The organism is Burkholderia sp. Tr-20390, assembly GCF_017104595.1.
Lineage (GTDB): Bacteria > Pseudomonadota > Gammaproteobacteria > Burkholderiales > Burkholderiaceae > Burkholderia.
Genome location: NZ_JAAGPC010000076.1, coordinates 23045 through 40597 on the forward strand (window position 1 = coordinate 23045; position 17553 = coordinate 40597).

General features: G+C 67.2%; 15 protein-coding genes. 4 read left to right on the plus strand and 11 right to left on the minus strand.

Annotation, left to right across the window (positions count from 1 at the left end):
- Positions 1–17 precede the first annotated feature (17 nt).
- From G3N98_RS21045 to argS, 5 genes are all read right to left on the minus strand, one after another.
- Entirely contained in the window at positions 18–1613 is a 1596-nt protein-coding gene (locus G3N98_RS21045; protein ID WP_206149123.1) for an ABC transporter substrate-binding protein, read from the minus strand.
- Between the two features lie 385 nt (positions 1614–1998).
- Entirely contained in the window at positions 1999–2772 is a 774-nt protein-coding gene (locus tag G3N98_RS21050) for an SDR family oxidoreductase (RefSeq protein WP_206149124.1), read from the minus strand.
- 19 nt (positions 2773–2791) lie between these two features.
- Entirely contained in the window at positions 2792–3430 is a 639-nt protein-coding gene (locus G3N98_RS21055) for a thiol:disulfide interchange protein DsbA/DsbL (RefSeq protein WP_085042702.1), read from the minus strand.
- A gap of 69 nt (positions 3431–3499) precedes the next feature.
- Positions 3500–4405, minus strand: coding sequence for an SPOR domain-containing protein (locus tag G3N98_RS21060; protein WP_089426441.1), 906 nt, complete (start codon positions 4403–4405; stop codon positions 3500–3502).
- Positions 4406–4510: 105 nt separating this feature from the next.
- Positions 4511–6292, minus strand: a complete 1782-nt coding sequence (gene argS, locus G3N98_RS21065; protein ID WP_089426440.1) for an arginine--tRNA ligase — start codon at positions 6290–6292, stop codon at positions 4511–4513.
- A gap of 200 nt (positions 6293–6492) precedes the next feature.
- Between argS and G3N98_RS21070 the strand changes: the two genes are divergently transcribed.
- Entirely contained in the window at positions 6493–6816 is a 324-nt protein-coding gene (locus tag G3N98_RS21070) for a DUF1840 domain-containing protein (protein ID WP_089426439.1), read from the plus strand.
- Between the two features lie 301 nt (positions 6817–7117).
- Here the strand turns inward: G3N98_RS21070 and G3N98_RS21075 are convergent, their stop codons facing one another.
- The 6 genes from G3N98_RS21075 to G3N98_RS21100 form a co-directional block, all read right to left on the minus strand.
- Complete coding sequence (locus G3N98_RS21075) at positions 7118–7705, minus strand: hypothetical protein (RefSeq protein WP_206149125.1); 588 nt, start codon at positions 7703–7705, stop codon at positions 7118–7120.
- Positions 7706–7893: 188 nt separating this feature from the next.
- The gene (gene metH / locus G3N98_RS21080; RefSeq protein ID WP_175236818.1) at positions 7894–10611 is read right to left on the minus strand and encodes a methionine synthase; all 2718 of its coding nucleotides are present in this window, start codon (positions 10609–10611) and stop codon (positions 7894–7896) included.
- A gap of 43 nt (positions 10612–10654) precedes the next feature.
- Positions 10655–11722, minus strand: coding sequence for a homocysteine S-methyltransferase family protein (locus G3N98_RS21085; RefSeq protein ID WP_206149126.1), 1068 nt, complete (start codon positions 11720–11722; stop codon positions 10655–10657).
- A gap of 201 nt (positions 11723–11923) precedes the next feature.
- A complete protein-coding gene (locus tag G3N98_RS21090) occupies positions 11924–12181 on the minus strand; it encodes a DUF3567 domain-containing protein (RefSeq protein ID WP_006477667.1) in 258 nt (85 codons plus the stop codon).
- Between the two features lie 254 nt (positions 12182–12435).
- Positions 12436–13725, minus strand: a complete 1290-nt coding sequence (locus tag G3N98_RS21095; protein WP_206149127.1) for a DUF3108 domain-containing protein — start codon at positions 13723–13725, stop codon at positions 12436–12438.
- 129 nt (positions 13726–13854) lie between these two features.
- A complete protein-coding gene (locus tag G3N98_RS21100; protein ID WP_011353357.1) occupies positions 13855–14721 on the minus strand; it encodes an IclR family transcriptional regulator in 867 nt (288 codons plus the stop codon).
- A 167-nt stretch (positions 14722–14888) separates the two neighbouring features.
- Between G3N98_RS21100 and G3N98_RS21105 the strand changes: the two genes are divergently transcribed.
- The 3 genes from G3N98_RS21105 to G3N98_RS21115 all read left to right on the plus strand — a co-directional run.
- Positions 14889–15881, plus strand: coding sequence for a fumarylacetoacetate hydrolase family protein (locus G3N98_RS21105; RefSeq protein WP_039346348.1), 993 nt, complete (start codon positions 14889–14891; stop codon positions 15879–15881).
- A gap of 137 nt (positions 15882–16018) precedes the next feature.
- On the plus strand, positions 16019–16846 hold the full coding sequence (locus G3N98_RS21110; protein ID WP_039346345.1) for an enoyl-CoA hydratase/isomerase family protein: 828 nt from the start codon (positions 16019–16021) through the stop codon (positions 16844–16846).
- An 88-nt stretch (positions 16847–16934) separates the two neighbouring features.
- On the plus strand, positions 16935–17553 hold a 619-nt coding region (locus G3N98_RS21115), incomplete at its 3' end, for a PhaM family polyhydroxyalkanoate granule multifunctional regulatory protein (protein ID WP_206149128.1).

The window sequence follows — 17553 nt, forward strand, 5'->3', positions numbered from 1 at the left end:
CACGCGCGAGGGTCGCGTTACTGCACGGCGACGGACGTGAAGTTCTGCCGTCCGAACGGACTCACGTGATAGCCGCTCACGTTCGTGCGCGTGAGCGCGGCCGCGGTCGGATAGCCGAGCGGAATCCACAGCGCCTGGTCGTGGATGATCTTCTGCGCGGCTTCGTACAGCTTCGCGCGCTTGGCCTGGTCGGCGGTCGACTTGCCGTCGGCGATCAGCTTGTCGAGCTGCGTGTCGCAGAAGCGCGCGAAGTTGATGCCCGACTTCACCGCATTGCAGCTGAACAGCGGCGACAGATAGTTGTCCGGATCGCCGTTGTCGCCGGCCCAGCCCATGAACAGCATGTCATGCTGGCCAAGCTTCGCCTGCTTGATTAACTCGCCCCATTCGATCACCTTGACCTCGGCCTTCACGCCGATCTTCGCGAGGTCGGCCTGCAGCAGCTCCGCGCCGACCTTCGGGTTCGGGTTCAGCACGCTGCCGGTCGGGCGCGTCCAGATCGTCGTCGAGAAGCCGTTCGGGAAGCCGGCCTGCGCGAGCAGCTGCTTCGCCTTCGCCGGATCGTACGCATACGGCGCGACGTCCTTCGCGTAGCTCCACGTGTTCGGCGGATACGGGTTGTTCGCGGCCGTCGCGGTGTTGTCGAACACGACTTTCAGGTAGGTCGCGCGGTCGAACGCGAGGTTCAGCGCCTCGCGCACCTTGTCGTTGTCGAGCGGTTTCTTCTGCGTGTTCAGCGCGACGAACGCGGTCATGAACGCGGGCGTCTGCGCGACCTTCAGTGCGCTTTCGCCCTTCGCGGCGAGCACGTCCTGCGGCTTCGGCGACAGCGCGATCTGGCATTCGCCGGCCTTCACCTTCTGCAGCCGCACCGACGGATCGGGCGTGATCGCATAGATCAGCCGGTCGACCTTCGGCTTCGTGCCCCAGTAGGTCGGGTTCACGTCGTAGCGGATCAGCGCGTCCTTCGTGTAGCTCTTCAGCACGAACGGGCCGGTGCCGACCGGCTTCCCGTTCAGGTCGGCCTGCTTGCCGGCCTTCAGCAGCTGGTCCGCGTATTCGGCCGAGTAGATCGACGCGAAGCCCATCGTGAGGATCGGCACGAACGTCGCGTTCGGCTCGTTCAGCACGAACTTCACGGTGTTGTCGTCGACCTTCGTGACCGACTTCACGAGCTTCACGAGGCCCATCGACTGCGCGTGCGGGAAGCCGCTCGCGCCGGCCACCTTGTGCCACGGATTCGAATCGTCGAGCATCCGCGAGAACGTGAACACGACGTCGTCCGCGTCGAGCGCGCGGGTCGGCTTGAAATAGTCGGTGGTCTGGAACGCGACGTTCGGGCGCAGATGGAACGTGTACGTGAGGCCGTCGGCGCTCGCGTCCCATTTGTCGGCGAGCGCGGGCACGACCTTCTTCGCGGCTTCGTCGTACGACACGAGCGTGTTGAAGATCACGTCGGCCGACGCGTTGGTCGTGACGAGCGAGTTGTACTGCACGACGTCGAAGCCGTCCGGGCTCGATTCCGTGCAGACGGTGAGCGGCTTGGCGGCGGCGAGGCCGGGGGCGGCGAGGGCGGCGGCGAGCGTGGCCGCGGCGAACAGCTTGACCTGCATAGGATCTCCCACGTGGCTTGTGTTTTTTGCTGGGTGACGGGATGCGGGCGCGGCCCGGAAGCGGACAGGGCCGGCGCGGCTGGCGAATAGCATACCGTCAAAGCGTGCGACGCGTGAAAAAAGGCGCCTGAACGCGGTGAATTGACCGAAAAACGGCTGCGTTCGCGACGGAACGGGTGTTGGGGCGGCGGCGGCGGCGGAGGAGGCTGCGGGTTGAGGAACGCTGGCGTTTGGAGGTGCTGGACAGTGGTGCGTCAGGGACGGCGCGGGTGTGCCGCGAATCGAAACCTCTAAACGGCCAGGCGTCGGTTCGGAGGGGCGGAGAAGCGGAGAAGCGGGGAAGCGGCCCGCGAAGCTTCCCGCGGGCCGGCGGCTCACCGGAGCGTCAGTGTGCGCCCGCCTTCGGCTTGCGCGGTGCCTTTTCGAACAGGCGGTCGTACAGCCAGCGCGGCAGCACGTGCAGCACCTTCGCGACGACGCCCATCTGCCACGGAATCACGCGGAACGCGTGCTGCCGAGCGATCGCCTGCGCCGCACGCGCCGCGAAGCGGTCCGCGTCCATCAGGAACGGCATCCGGTACGGGTTGTGCGCGGTCATCGGCGTGCGGATGTAGCCGGGCGCGATCGTCACGACGCCGACGCCGGCCGCCCGCAGCTCGACGCGCAGCGCTTCGAGATACTTGATCGCGGCCGATTTCGACGCGCTGTACGCACCGGAACCGGGCAGCCCGCGCACGCCGGCGACGCTCGCGACACCGACCAGCGTGCCGTGGCGCGTGGCCGTCATCGGGCCGACGAACGGCTCGAACGTCGCGACCATCCCGTAATAGTTGATGTCCATCACGTCGCGGAACGTCGCGAGATCGCCCTGGCCCGTGACGGCGCCCTGGCTGATGCCTGCGTTCGCGATCACGACGTCGGGGCAGCCGTGCGTCGCGATGAACGACGCGGCGGCCGTCGCGAGCGCGTCGGCATCGCGCACGTCGGCGGAATAGACGGAGATGGACAGCTTCGGGAAGCGCCGCGCGAACGCATCGAGGGCATCGGTGCGGCGCGCGACGAGTGCGAGCGTGGCGCCCTGGCGGGCGTATTCCTCGGCCATCGCGAGGCCGAGGCCGCTCGATGCGCCGGTGATGAAGACCTTCAGCGGAGTAGTCATGCCGGCGCGCGGGCGGGGATCAGAGCTTCTTGTCCTGAACCTGCTTCACGAGGAAGTCGAGCACCTGGGCCGTGCCCGGGATGCTGTTCGTGTAGGCGGGGCCCGTCTTGTACTTGCCCTGGACGACGACCGTCGGCACGCCGTCGATCGCGTAGTCCTTCAGCAGCTTGGCCGACTGGTTCACTTCGCCCTGCACGCTGAACGAGTTGTACGCGTCCGTGAACTGCTTCTTGTCGACGCCCTGCGTGGCCAGGAAGTCGGCCTGCGCCTGCGGCGTCAGCAGGTAGTTCTTCTGCTTGTGGATCGCGTTGAAGATCGCCGGCGTGACCTTCTCGGAGATGCCGAGCGCGGACACCGCGTAGAACAGCTTCGAGTGCGGGACGAAATCGTCACGGAATGCGACAGGGACGCGCTTGAAGTCGATGTTGTTGCCTTGCTTCTTCACCCAGGCCTCGATCGTCGGCTCGAATTCGTAGCAGTGCGGGCAGCCGTACCAGAAGAATTCGATCACCTCGACCTTGCCGGCCGGTGCGGACACCGGCTGCGGCGACTTCATCACCTCGAAGTCCTTGCCGGCGACCGGTGCGGCGGGCGAAGCCTGCGCGAGGCCGGCGGCCAGACCCAGGGACAGAAGGAGCGTGCTAAGCAGTTTTTTCATGTTGTGAACGTCGAATCAGTTGCTCGGGTTACGAAACGTAACGGGTTCTGCGTGGGCTCGGCCGGTTGCTTACTGCTTCGTGAAACGGATCACCGCCGTGTCGACACCTGCATCGGACAGGCGCTGGCGGGCCGAGTTCATATCCTCGAACTTCGAGAACGGGCCGACCCGCACGCGGAAATACGTCACGCCGCTGACATCGCGCTTCGACACCTTCGACTCGAAACCCTGGAAGCCGAGGCGCGCGCGCTGTTGCTCGGCGTCGCCTTCCGTCTTGTACGCGCCCACCTGCAGGAAGTAGCCGGTATTCGCGTCGTTCGCGGTCGGCGGCTTTGCCGTCGCGGCGGCCGTGGCCGACGAGGTCGGCTTCGGCGTGTTCGCGGCCAGTTGCTGTTGCTGCTGCTTTTGCGCGGCGGCTTGCTGCGCCTGCTTCTGCGCGGCGAAGCGGGCGAGGTCGTCCTCGCCGCCTTGCTGCTGTTGCTGCTGCGCTTGCTGCGTCTTCTTGGGCGGCGGCGTGGTGTCGGCCGGCTTCGGCGCGACGGCGACGCCGTTACTCGACGACGTATTGTTCGACGCGGTCGTGTTGTTCGAGCTGCCGGTGTTGTTCGAGCCGCTCGACCCGTTGGCCTGGGGCGGCACTTCGACGATCTGCGGTTCGGGCAGCAGGCCGCCCTGGGTCTGGTTCGCGGCCTGGCCGGGCGCGGTGTTCGGCGGCGCGGGCTGCGCGGCCTGCGGCACCGGCTGGCCTGGCGTCTTGCCCTGCAGCGCGCGGTTCGGATCGAACTGCTGCGGCTGGCTCGCGCCGTTGTCGGCCGGCGGCGGCGCGACCTTCGACACGAACGGCGACGGGGAACGCGTGATGTAGAGCGCCACCACCACGGCGATCGCGAGGCCGACGATCAGGCCCAGCACGATTCCAAGAAATGTCCCTCCGGCTTGTTTCGATTGCTTCGAAGTTCGGCGTGGTTGTGCCATTGCTTGAGTCACCTGCAAAAAGAATCGTGAAAAGGCTGCGACGGGCACCCGACGGCGGGCGCTCCAGCCGCAGCCATTCGCGCCCGGTTCGGGCCGCTTGCTGCGTTACATCTTGGCGGGCGCGGACACGCCGAGCACCGCCAGACCATTCTCGAGCACCTGCCGGGTCGCGGCGAGGAGTGCGGCGCGCGCATTGCGCGGCGCTTCGTCGTCGACCAGCACGCGCTCCGCATTGTAGAACGAGTGGAATTCGCCAGCGAGGTCGCGCAGGTAGAACGCAACCGCGTGCGGCGCCAGTTCGTTGGCCGCGTGCGTGAGCATGTCCGGGTACTCGGCCAGCTTCTGCATCAGCGACGCCGCTTGCGTGCTCGTCAGCTGCGACAGGTCGGCGCCCGGCAGCTGCGCGACGTCGACGTTGTAGCGCGACTTCAGCTCGTTGAGCACCGAGCAGATCCGCGCGTGCGCGTACTGGACGTAATAGACCGGGTTTTCGTCGTTCTGTTTCAGCGCGAGGTCGATGTCGAACACGAACTCGGTATCGGCCTTGCGCGAGATCAGGAAGAACCGCACCGCGTCACGGCCGCGCGTGATGGTCGCTTCGTCGATCAGGTCCGGCGCCGCTTCCTGGCCCGCCGCCGCGCCGCCCGACCATTCGATCAGGTCGCGCACCGTCACGTAGCTGCCCGCGCGCTTCGAGATCTTCACTTCCTGGCCGTCGCGCATCACGGTGACCATCTTGTGCAGCACGTAGTCGGGGTAGCCCTTCGGGATCCCGATGTGCAGGCCCTGCAGGCCGGCGCGCACGCGCGCGATCGTGCCGTGGTGGTCCGAACCCTGGATGTTGATCACCTTCGTGAAGCCGCGCTCCCACTTCGTCACGTGGTACGCGACGTCCGGCACGAAGTACGTGTACGTGCCGTCCGACTTGCGCATCACGCGATCCTTGTCGTCGCCTTCGTCGGTCGTGCGCAGCCACAGCGCGCCGTCCTGCTCGTAGGTCATGCCGGCCTTGATCAGCGCGTCGACCGTCTTTTCGACACGGCCTTCGCTGTACAGCGACGACTCGAGGTAGTACTGGTCGAACTTCACGCCGAATGCCTGCAGATCCATGTCCTGCTCGCGACGCAGGTATGTGACCGCGAACTTGCGGATCGCGTCGAGATCCTCGACGTCGCCCGTGCCCTTGACCGGCTCGCCGTCCGACGCGGCGACCGTTTCGCCGTTCAGGAAGTCGCGTGCGATGTCGGCGATGTATTCGCCGTTGTACGCGGCTTCCGGCCAGCCCGCGTCGCCCGGCTTCAGGCCGCGTGCGCGTGCCTGCGTCGAGATCGCGAGGTTGCCGATCTGCACGCCTGCGTCGTTGTAGTAGAACTCGCGGTGCACCGCGTAGCCCTGGCTCGCGATCACGTTCGCGAGCACGTCGCCGAGCGCGGCCTGGCGGCCGTGGCCGACGTGCAGCGGGCCGGTCGGGTTCGCCGACACGAATTCGAGCAGCACCTGCTTGCCTTTCTCGCGATCCGACGTGCCGAACGCGCGGCCCTGGTCGAACACGGCGGCGATCACCGCCTGCTTCGCGGCGGCCGACAGGCGCAGGTTGATGAAGCCGGGGCCGGCGATCTCGGCGGCTTCGACGAGGCCTTGCGCGCCCGGCTGGGCGGTGAGGGCGGCGACGATCTGCTCGGCGAGCTGGCGCGGGTTCGTGCCGAGCGGCTTCGCAAGCTGCATCGCGACGTTGCACGCGACGTCGCCGTGCGCGGCGACCTTCGGGCGCTCCAGCGTGATGACGGGGGCGACGGACGCGGCGTCGGCGCCTTTCAGCGCGTGTGCGACCTGCTTGACGCTATCCGCGAGCAGGGCTTCGAGGGTCTGTTTGTGTGCTGGCAGCATGCTGGTAGAAGGCTTCGTTGGTGGCGGCCGGAAACGCCGGCCCGCCGGCGCGCTTTTTAAGCGCGCGTTTCAGGGATCGCAGAATTTTAACAGGTGCTAATATGCCGCTCAGGCGGCCCGCGTCCGCGAGGCCGGACGCCGGTCTGCCGGCGTTCCCCAACCGCGCCGCGCAGGCACAACAAGATGAAAAGGGAATTGTCATGATTACGTTCAAGAGCAAGGCGGCACAGGATCTCGACGTGCTGAAGGATTTCGCCGTGTATGTGCTGGGTCTCGTCGGCAAGCAGCTGGGCGAGCGCGGGGTGATTACGCACGACGAGCTGGACCACGCGATCGCCAAGCTGGAAGGCGCGGTAGCGCAGGCGAAGCAGGAACGCGCCGAGCACGCCGGCCATTTCCACGAGGACGAAGCCGACCACGCGCACCACGAAGTGCCGGCGAGCCTGGCCCAGCGCGTTGCGCCCTTCCTCACGATGCTGCGCGAAGCGAAAGCCGGCGAAGCCGACGTGCACTGGGGCTTCTGAGCCTGCTTGCCCGGCCGGTCTGAAAGGATCGAAAGGCAGAAAAAGCCCGCTTCCGAGCGGGCTTTTTATTTTGTCTGACGAAAATGCGCTGGGCGGTGGTGTGCTCGAAGCGCGTGGGGACGGCGGCTCGCCTTGACCGAAAGGTGAAATTCCTTATAATTCAACGCAAGACTATGTGAAAGCGGGTGCGAAAACATGGCGCCGCCCGAGCGATCGGGCCCCACCTGGAGTGGGTACTTCGTCGAAAGACGGAAAGAGAATCCCGCATGCGACGGCTGCCGAAAGGCGGCCGTTGGTTTTTCTACGCCCGGATTTTGCGGCCCTCCAGGCTTGCGCGCAGCAACGTGCGCAACGCCACCTTCCTGGCTTCCCGCTGGCGCCTGTTCAACCCGCCATCCAGCATATAGGCCGACTGGACGCGCAGGATGAGCCGGCGTTTTCTGGCCCGGTCCCGCGAAACCTCGAAGAACACGGCATACATCCGCTGTACGCCATCCGGCGAGGCTGTCTCCACCGTCACGAAATTGGGTTGCCGTTCGTCGGCGACGACGATCCGGCGCGTCGCCAGCCCGACGATCACGTCGCGCAACAGGCGTCGCGACGCGTGGTACCGGTCCGCGCAGAGCACACGCGTCTCGCGACCATCGTCGTAGATCTCGTCGTCCGGAATGCTGTCGCGGGTGCGCGGGTCCCATTTGAAACTGCGGGTGAAGCAGTGACAGGAGAAGAGGACCAGAACCGTTACGTCGAAACCGGTTTCCAGATCGCACGAGAACGTCAATGGACGCAAATGACTCAGGTCCCAGTTTTCGCCGCGATAGCGCGTCGGCGGGAACGGACTGGCTGCATCGATTGGCGTTTCGTTGATCCGGATCTCGAAGGTCGACATGGCAGGGCGAATTTCGGGCTAAACGGGAAGGGCTTTCCCTGCGCCTTTACCTGACGGCCAGGGCGTTTGCTGCCTCGGACGGATAATATTGAGATTAGTTATCCTGATTGATTGGCGCGTTGTACAACGCGCCCCGTCCACGGGGCGCGTGATGGCGACGCGCGGCGGTAGCGCCGCGGTTCGATCGATCAGAGCTGCGGCGCGAGCGCGCGGCGCGCGTCGTCGAGCGACAGCGCCATGCGCTGCGCGTAGTCCTCGAGCTGATCCTGGCCGATTTTGCCGACCGAGAAATACGTGCTGTCCGGATGCGCGAGATAGAAGCCCGACACGCTCGCGGCCGGCAGCATCGCCAGCGAGTCGGTCACGCTCATGCCGATCTCGTCCGCCCGCAGCACGTCGAACATGTCGCGCTTCACGAGGTGGTCGGGGCAGGCCGGGTAGCCCGGTGCCGGGCGGATGCCCGCGTACTTTTCCGCGATCAGCGCATCGTTGTCGAGCGTCTCGCCGCTCGCGTAGCCCCACAGCTCGCGCCGCACGCGCGCGTGCATCGCTTCTGCGAAGGCTTCCGCGAAGCGGTCGGCGAGCGCCTTCAGCATGATCGCGCTGTAGTCGTCGTGGTCGGCTTCGAACTGCTTTTCCTTCGCGTCGACGCCGAGGCCGGCCGTCACCGCGAACATCCCGATGTAGTCGGCGACACCCGATTCCTTCGGCGCGATGAAGTCGGCGAGCGAGCGGTTCGGCCGCATCACGCCGTCGACCACCGGGCGCACGCTCTGCTGGCGCAGGTTGCGCCACGTGAGCAGCACTTCCGAGCGCGACTCGTCGCTGTAGATCTCGATGTCGTCGTCGTTGACGGTATTCGCCGGCAGCAGCGAGATCACGCCGCTCGCGGTCAGCCAGCGGCCCTGGATCAGGCGCGCGAGCATCGATTTCGCGTCGGAGAACACGCGCCGCGCCGATTCGCCGACGATCTCGTCGTTCAGGATCGCCGGGTACGGGCCCGCGAGATCCCAGGTCTGGAAGAACGGGCCCCAGTCGATGTACTGCGCGAGCTCGTTCAGGTCGTAGTTCTTGAACACGCGGCGGCCGATGAACTTCGGCTTCACCGGCTGGTAGCCCGCCCAGTCGACCTTGGTCTTGTTCGCGCGCGCCTCGGCGAGCGTGACCATCGGCTGTGCCTTGCGGTTCGCGTGCTGGTCGCGGATGCGTTCGTAGTCGGACTTCAGCTCGTCGAGGTACTTCGTCGCGCCTTCGTCGGACAGCAGGCTGGAGGCGACCGACACCGAGCGCGACGCGTCCGGCACGTACACCACCGGGCCTTCGTAGTGCGGCGCGATCTTCACGGCCGTGTGCACGCGCGAGGTCGTCGCGCCGCCGATCAGCAGCGGGATCTTCTTCACGCGGAAGTAGTCGTCGCGCTGCATTTCGGACGCGACGTACGCCATTTCCTCGAGGCTCGGCGTGATGAGGCCCGACAGCCCGATGATGTCCGCGCCCTCGACCTTCGCCTTCGCGAGGATCTCGTTGCACGGGACCATCACGCCCATGTTGACGACTTCGAAGTTGTTGCACTGGAGCACGACCGACACGATGTTCTTGCCGATGTCGTGCACGTCGCCCTTCACGGTCGCGATGACGATCTTGCCCTTCGCGCGCACGTCGCCGCCCGCTTCCGCGAGCAGGCGCTTTTCTTCCTCGATGAACGGGATCAGGTGCGCAACCGCCTGCTTCATCACGCGCGCCGATTTCACGACCTGCGGCAGGAACATCTTGCCCTGGCCGAACAGGTCGCCGACGATGTTCATCCCGTCCATCAGCGGCCCTTCGATCACATTGATCGGGCGGCCGCCGGCCGCGGCGATCTTCGCGCGCACTTCTTCGGTATCCTCGACGATGAAGTTCGTGATGCCGTGCACCAGCGCATGCGAGAGCCGCTTCTCGACCGGCTGGTTGCGCCACTCGAGGTTCTCTTCCTTTTTCGCGCCCCCGGCCTTGAACTTGTCGGCGATCTCGAGCAGGCGGTCGGTCGAATCGTCGCGGCGGTTCAGGATCACGTCCTCGACGCGCTCGCGCAGCTCCGGATCGAGGTCGGCGTACACGCCGAGCTGGCCCGCGTTGACGATGCCCATGTCCATCCCCGCCTGGATCGCGTGGTACAGGAACACGGTGTGGATCGCCTCGCGCACCGGGTCGTTGCCGCGGAACGAGAACGACACGTTCGACACGCCGCCGCTCACCTTTGCGTACGGCAGGTTCTGCTTGATCCAGCGGGTCGCTTCGATGAAGTCGACCGCGTAGTTGTTGTGCTCCTCGATGCCGGTCGCGACCGCGAAGATGTTCGGGTCGAAGATGATGTCTTCCGGCGGGAAGCCGACTTCGTTCACGAGGAAGTCGTACGAGCGCTTGCAGATCTCGGTCTTGCGCGCGAACGTATCGGCCTGGCCGGTTTCGTCGAACGCCATCACGACGGCCGCCGCGCCGTAGCGGCGGATCAGGTGCGCGTGGTGGCGGAACGCGTCCTCGCCTTCCTTCAGCGAGATCGAGTTCACGATCGCCTTGCCCTGCACGCACTTCAGGCCCGCCTCGATCACGTCCCACTTCGACGAGTCGATCATGATCGGCACGCGCGCGATGTCCGGCTCCGACGCGATCAGGTTCAGGAAGCGCACCATCGCCGCCTTCGAATCGAGCATCGCCTCGTCCATGTTGATGTCGATCACCTGCGCGCCGTTCTCGACCTGCTGGCGCGCGACCGCGAGCGCCTCGTCGAACTGGCCGTTGAGGATCATGCGTGCGAACGCCTTCGAGCCGGTGACGTTGGTGCGTTCACCGACGTTGATGAAGAGCGTCCCGGGCGTGACGTTGAACGGCTCGAGGCCGGCAAGGCGCATCATGTGATCGGTCATGGCGGTGCGAATTCTGGTGATGAAGGACGGGGGGGCGGTCGGGTCAGGCGTTGTCGCTGTACTGGTTCGGCCAGCGGCGCGGCTTCACGTCGGCGAGCGCCTTCGCGATCTCGGCGATGTGTTCGGGCGTCGTGCCGCAGCAGCCGCCCGCGAGGTTCACGAGCCCGGCTTGCGCGAATTCCTTCAGGAGGCCCGACGTGACGTCCGGCGTCTCGTCGAAGCCCGTCTCGGCCATCGGGTTCGGCAGGCCCGCGTTCGGATAGCACGACACGTACGTGTCGCACAGCTTCGCGAGCTCGGCGATGTACGGGCGCATCAGCGCCGCGCCGAGCGCGCAGTTCAGGCCGAACGTGAGCGGCTTCGCATGGCGCAGCGAATTCCAGAACGCCTCGACCGTCTGGCCCGACAGGATCCGGCCCGACGCATCGGTGACGGTGCCCGAGATCATGATCGGCAGGCGCTCGCCGGTGTCCTCGAACAGCTCGTCGAGCGCGAACAGCGCAGCCTTCGCGTTCAGCGTGTCGAAGATCGTCTCGACGAGGAACAGGTCGACGCCGCCGTCGAGCAGCGCCTTCGCCTGCTGGTAGTACGACGCGCGCAGCTCGTCGAACGTGACGTTGCGTGCGCCCGGGTCGTTGACGTCCGGCGAGATGCTGGCCGTCTTCGGCGTCGGCCCGATCGCGCCCGCGACGAAGCGCGGTTTTTCCGGCGTCGCGTATTTCTCGGCCGCTTCGCGCGCGAGCTTCGCCGATTCGATGTTCATCTCGACGACGAGATCTTCCATCTCGTAGTCGGACTGCGCGACGGTCGTCGCGCCGAACGTGTTGGTCTCGACGATGTCCGCGCCGGCCGCGAAGTACTGGTCGTGGATCTCGCGGATGATCTGCGGCTGCGTGATCGACAGCAGCTCGTTGTTGCCCTTGATGTCGCGCGGGAAATCCTTGAAGCGCTCGCCGCGATAGGCGGCTTCGTCGAGCTTGTAGCGCTGGATCATCGTGCCCATCGCGCCGTCGAGGATCAGGATGCGCGATTTGAGCAGCGCAGGCAGAGCGGCGCCGCGCGTATAGGACGCGTCGAGCGGGACGGAAGCGGCGAGAGGAGTCGCAGACATGGGCGAAAGACCGGCGAAGACGGGAAAACCGTCATTGTAGCCGGTGCGCATGGGCGCCGCCCGGCCTTGCGCCGCGCCGGCCGGGCCGCCAAATGAAAACCCCCGCCGGCGAACCGGGCGGGGGCAGGATCGGAGTGCTCGCGGCGCCGCGTCGATGCGCGGCGAATGGCCCGGCCGCACGAGGCGCCGGGCCGCGGGTCGTCAGTGCAGCACGACGGGCATCATCATCAGGCTGTCGAATTGTCCGAGGAATTCGTCGACTTCATCGAGCGACGGCTCATCCTCGATCAACTGCTTCACGTGCGCGCGGAATCGTTCGGCAAGTTCGCCGTCGATGAAGATTTCGCGCTGCGCGTTCTTGTCGACGATTTCATATCCGCCGGCATTCATCAGGTGGTGACCGGCCTGCGGCGCGAATTCGACGACGCAGTAGTTGGGGCTGTTGTAGATCATTTGCATGGCGGCACTCCTCTTCGCAGTGGCATCTGGCCTTGTTGTCCCCTAGGTGGGGCGAGCCTTGCCGGTTTCAAGGGGCTTGCGCTGCACACCCCGTTCCCGTCTGCATGGGGTGTATCGGTTAGAAGCCGATGTCTATGAAACGTTTCCCATTGTCTGCCGGTGGACTGAAATAGTTGTTAAAGAGTGTCATCGGCCATTTCACGGAAATCTGTAATCGGTCGAAATTGCCGAATCGCGTCCATGTGCGCGCGAGTTCACTGTGTGACAGGCGATGTGACAGGCGAGGGCGCGGGCGGCGCAGCCGGTTGTGCCGGCGGTTGCACGGTGGCCGGCGGCGCGGGTTGTGCCGGTTCCGCGGCGGGAGCGGTTGATGCGTCGGGCGTCGGCGCACCGGCGGGCGCATGCGTTGCGCCGCCTGCGGGTGCTTCGTCGGACGATACGCCCGGCGCCGCGAGCCGGCCATGCCACAACAGCTCGATCTGCGCGCCGTTCGGTTCGGTCTGCACGAGCCGCGCGGGCAGCCAGCCGAGCGACGGTGCGAGCCACATGTCGATGCGGCGCGTATCGCCGTCGCGCCGCGGCAGGCGCATGAAGTGCCGCGCGCCGATGATGCCGGCCTGCGTCTGCACCTGCTCGTCGCCGATCACGGTGATCGGCCAGGTTTCGCCGCTGTTGTTGTCGATCACGAAGAACTGCTGCGTGACGCCCGGCTTGTACGCGGACGGATTGCCGCGCACGAGCCCCGACAGCTGCATCAGCATGCTGAAGCGGTCCTGCACGCCGTCGGGCAGCGGCGCGTTGTTCGGCGTGCGCGTGAACACGACCTGCCGAATCTCGCGGTTGAAGATCGCGATGTCTTCCGGCCGCTTGCCGCGCTTCTCGACGTAGCGCTCGGGCGCGACGCCGAACGCGTCGATGCGGCCTTCGCTGCGGTAGGTGAACGGGCCGACGAACGGCACGGGCATCGACACCGACAGGTCGTAGGTGTGCCCGTCGGTGCGCCAGTGGATCGTGCCGATCATGTTCTGCATGCCGTTGTAGAACGTGTCGTACTGCAGGTCGCCGGACGGCGGCGCGTTGAACTTCACGCCGTTCGTCGCGGGGCCCGGAGTCGCGGTGCTGGCGGCGCTGGCGGCGCCGGCAGCCGACGCGGCATGCGCGCCCGATGCGGCGGGCACACCACTCGCGGCGGACGCGGCGGCCGGCGGCTCGCCGTGCTCGGCCGTTTGCGTCGACGTGAGAACCGGCTCAGGTGCGGGTTTCGGTGCGGCGGCCTTCGGGGGCACCGGCGCGGGCGCGGCCGGCGGCTCGACCGGCTTCGGCGCAGGCGGCGCGGGTTGGCGCTCGATCGGTTGCGGTTTCAGCAGCTCGATCTGAATGGGGACTTCGGCGGGCGCGGGCGGCGTGAACGCGTCGCGGTTGCGCATCAGCCAGAACGCGGCGAGCGCGTGCAGCACCAGCACGATGACGAGCGCAATGCCCACGCGCAGCCAGTGGCGGGGCACGGCGTGACTCGGGCGGGTGTCGGCAGGCTGCATGGGCATCGGAACAGGATCGGGGCGTTCGCGTGAGCTCGGGCGCGCAGCGCGCGCCACAGGAATCGGACTGTCGATTGCGCAGCGCGTTCGCGCTGCTTGACGGGCAGGTGCCGGGGGGCAGGTGTGCCGGATGCGTCAGGCGTCGCGCGCGTCGGGACTATAGCCGAGTTCGTAAGACAGTTTCTGCGCGCAGGCGCGCAGCGCGGTGTCGATCTCGCCGCCCCATGCAATGTCGAACGAGCCTTCCTGGCCGAGCGCGACGATCGCGAGCGCGAGTTCGCCGACCGCATCGAACACGGGCATGCAGAACGCGTGGATCGTCGGCAGCAGCATCCCCTCGACGCGCGCGGCCTCGTGCCGGCGCACGTCGGCGAGCACCGCGTCGACCTCGTCGAGCGTGCGCGGGCCGCCGTGGTGCGGCGAGCGGCGCGTATCGGCGAGTTCGCGCTCGAGCATCGCGGCGGTCTTGCTGCGCGGCAGGTACGCGGCGAACAGCAGCCCCGTCGCGGAGCCGAGCAGCGGCATCACGTCGCCGAGCTTCAGCGACGCCTTCGCCGGGTGGCTCGATTCCATCCAGTGCACGATCGTCGGCCCCTGGTTGCCCCACACGGCGATGCCGACCGTCTGGTCGAGCCGGTCGCGGAATTCGGTCAGCGCGATCCGCGCGAGCTTCACGCCGTCGACGCGTGCGAGCCGCGCGAGCCCCATCTGCAGCGCGAAGCCGCCAAGCTCGTAGCGGCCGGAGACGGGATCCTGCGACACCACGCCGAGCCGCGAGAAGCTGACCAGGTAGCGGTGCGCCTTCGCAGGACTCATGCCCGCGCGCTGCGCGAGGTCGCGCAGCATCATCGCGCGCGGCTCGCTCGTCAGCACGTCGAGCAGGCGGAAGCCGACCTCGATCGACTGGATGCCGGAACGGACCTTCTCGCCGTGCTCGCCGGAAGCGGCGTCGTCGGTGTCGGAGTCGGCGAGATCGTCGTCGGGAAGCGGGCTGGCGGGCATGGGCGGCAGGGGCGCGAAAAGCGGCAGGAAGCGGGCTGAAAAACCGGGCTGAAAAACCGGGCCGAAAAATCGGGGCGAAAACGGCACGCACGATCGCAGCGCGCCGCAGGGATTCACCATCGTAAAATAGATTCCCTCCATCGTCACTACAACGCCAGAGTCCCCTTATGAAACTTGCTTCGCTGAAGGACGGCACGCGCGACGGCCAGCTGATCGTCGTGTCGCGCGACCTGCACACCGCGGCGATCGCCGACGCGATCGCGCCGACGCTGCAGCGCGTCCTCGACGACTGGGCGTTCTACGCGCCGCAGCTGCGCGACCTGTACGACGCACTGAACCACGGCCGCGCGCGCAATGCGTTCGCGTTCGATCCGGCCAACTGCATGGCGCCGCTGCCGCGCGCGTTCCAGTGGGCCGACGGCTCCGCGTACGTGAACCACGTCGAGCTCGTGCGCCGCGCGCGCGGCGCGGAGATGCCGCCCGAATTCTGGACCGATCCGCTGATGTACCAGGGCGGCAGCGACGATTTTCTCGGGGCCCGCGACGACGTCGTGTGCCCGTCCGAGGAATGGGGCATCGATTTCGAGGCGGAAGTCGCGGTGATCACCGGCGACGTGCGGATGAGCGCGACGCCCGACGAAGCGCTGAAGGCCGTGCGGCTCGTCACGCTGGTGAACGACGTGTCGCTGCGCAACCTGATTCCGGCCGAGCTCGCGAAGGGCTTCGGCTTCTTCCAGAGCAAGCCGGCCACCGCGTTCGCGCCGGTCGCCGTGACGCCCGACGAGCTCGGCGACGAATGGCGCGAAGGCCGCGTGCACCGGCCGATGATCGTCCACTGGAACGGCAAGAAGGTCGGCCAGCCCGATGCCGGCACCGACATGGTGTTTCACTTCGGCCAGCTGATCGCGCACGCGGCGAAGACGCGCAACCTGCGCGCCGGCTCGATCGTCGGCTCGGGCACGGTGTCGAACAAGGACGCGAAGCGCGGCTACTGCTGCATCGCCGAGAAGCGCTGCCTCGAGACGATCGAGCACGGCGCGCCGCAGACGGAATTCATGCGCTACGGTGACACCGTGCGCATCGAGATGTTCGACACGGCCGGCAAGTCGATCTTCGGCGCGATCGAGCAGTCGGTCGCGCCGCCCGACGGCGCGGCGTAAGTCACGCGGAGCATGCAGCGCTCCGCTTTCGCGAAACCCGGGCCCGGCCCGCGCGCCGGGTTTCGCCTGATGTTTGCCCGCGCGGGCTTGGCTACACTCGATTCAGGGGCGCGAGAGCCTCGAGCAAGGAGCAGCGCATGGCCGATCTCGCCGCGTACGGCGGTTACGAAGCACTGAAGGTGACGCGCCGCGACCATGGCGTGCTCGACATCGTGATGAGCGGCGAGGGCGCGAACCGCAGCGGCCTCGCGACCGCGAACGCACGCATGCATCGCGAGCTCGCCGACATCTGGCGCGACGTCGACCGCGATCCCGACACGCGCGTCGCGGTGATCCGCGGCGAAGGCAAGGGCTTCTCCGCGGGCGGCGACCTCGCGCTCGTCGAGGACATGGCGAACGACTTCGACGTGCGCGCCCGCGTGTGGCGCGAGGCGCGCGACCTCGTCTATAACGTGATCAACTGCAGCAAGCCGATCGTGTCGGCGATGCATGGCCCGGCCGTCGGCGCGGGGCTCGTCGCCGGGCTGCTCGCCGACATCTCGATCGCCGCGAAGGATGCGCGCATCATCGACGGCCACACGCGGCTCGGCGTCGCGGCCGGCGACCATGCGGCGATCGTGTGGCCGCTGCTGTGCGGGATGGCGAAGGCGAAGTACTACCTGATGCTGTGCGAGCCGGTGAGCGGCGAGGAGGCCGAGCGGATCGGGCTGGTCTCGCTCGCGGTCGAGCCGGCCGACCTGCTGCCGAAGGCCTACGAAGTGGCCGAGCGGCTCGCGCACGGTTCGCAGTCGGCGATCCGCTGGACCAAGTACGCATTGAACAACTGGCTGCGCACGGCCGGGCCGACCTTCGACACGTCGCTGGCGCTCGAATTCATGGGTTTTTCGGGGCCCGACGTGCAGGAAGGCATTCGCTCGCTGCGCGAGCGGCGCCCGCCCGAGTTTCCCGGCGACGCGCCGTTCTGACACGCGCTGGCGCTATGATCGATCCAGGCGCGGCACGCGCGACGCATGGCGGCCGCCTCGCTCTCACCCAGTCAACCAGGATGCCCGTATGACGACCGATGCCTCCGGCTCCAACCCTTTCGCCGGCTTTGCCGGCTTCAAGCCCGCCGACATGATGGACCGGATGTGGGACATGATGCGGATGTCGCCGTTCGGCGGGATGACGTCGTTCCCGGGCGCCACGCAAGGACTGCCGCCGTCGCTGTCGAGCATGTCCGACATGATGGCGCCGCTCACGAGCGTCGAGGAACTCGACAAGCGGATCACCGACCTGCGCGCGGTCGAGCAGTGGCTGAAGCTCAACCTCGGGATGCTGCAGTCCGCGATCCAGGCGCTCGAGGTGCAGCGCGCGACGCTCGCGACGCTGCGCGCGTTCGGCGCGTTCGCGCAGAGCTCGATGTCGGCGGCCGAGGAAGCGGCCGTCGCGGCCGCGCATGCGGCGAAACACGCGTCGGCGGCGTCGAGCGATACACCGCCGGCACCGGATGCCGACGCGTCGGAGGCAGCGTCGGGCGACGCCGCGCAGCAAGCCTTCGACCCGTCGGGCTGGTGGAGCCTGCTGCAGTCGCAGTTCAACCAGCTCGCGAGCCTTGCGATGGCGCAGCCGGGCATGCAGCCCGCCGCGCCGGGCGATGCGCCGCCGGACGCGGCCGCAGCGCCGGAGCCGG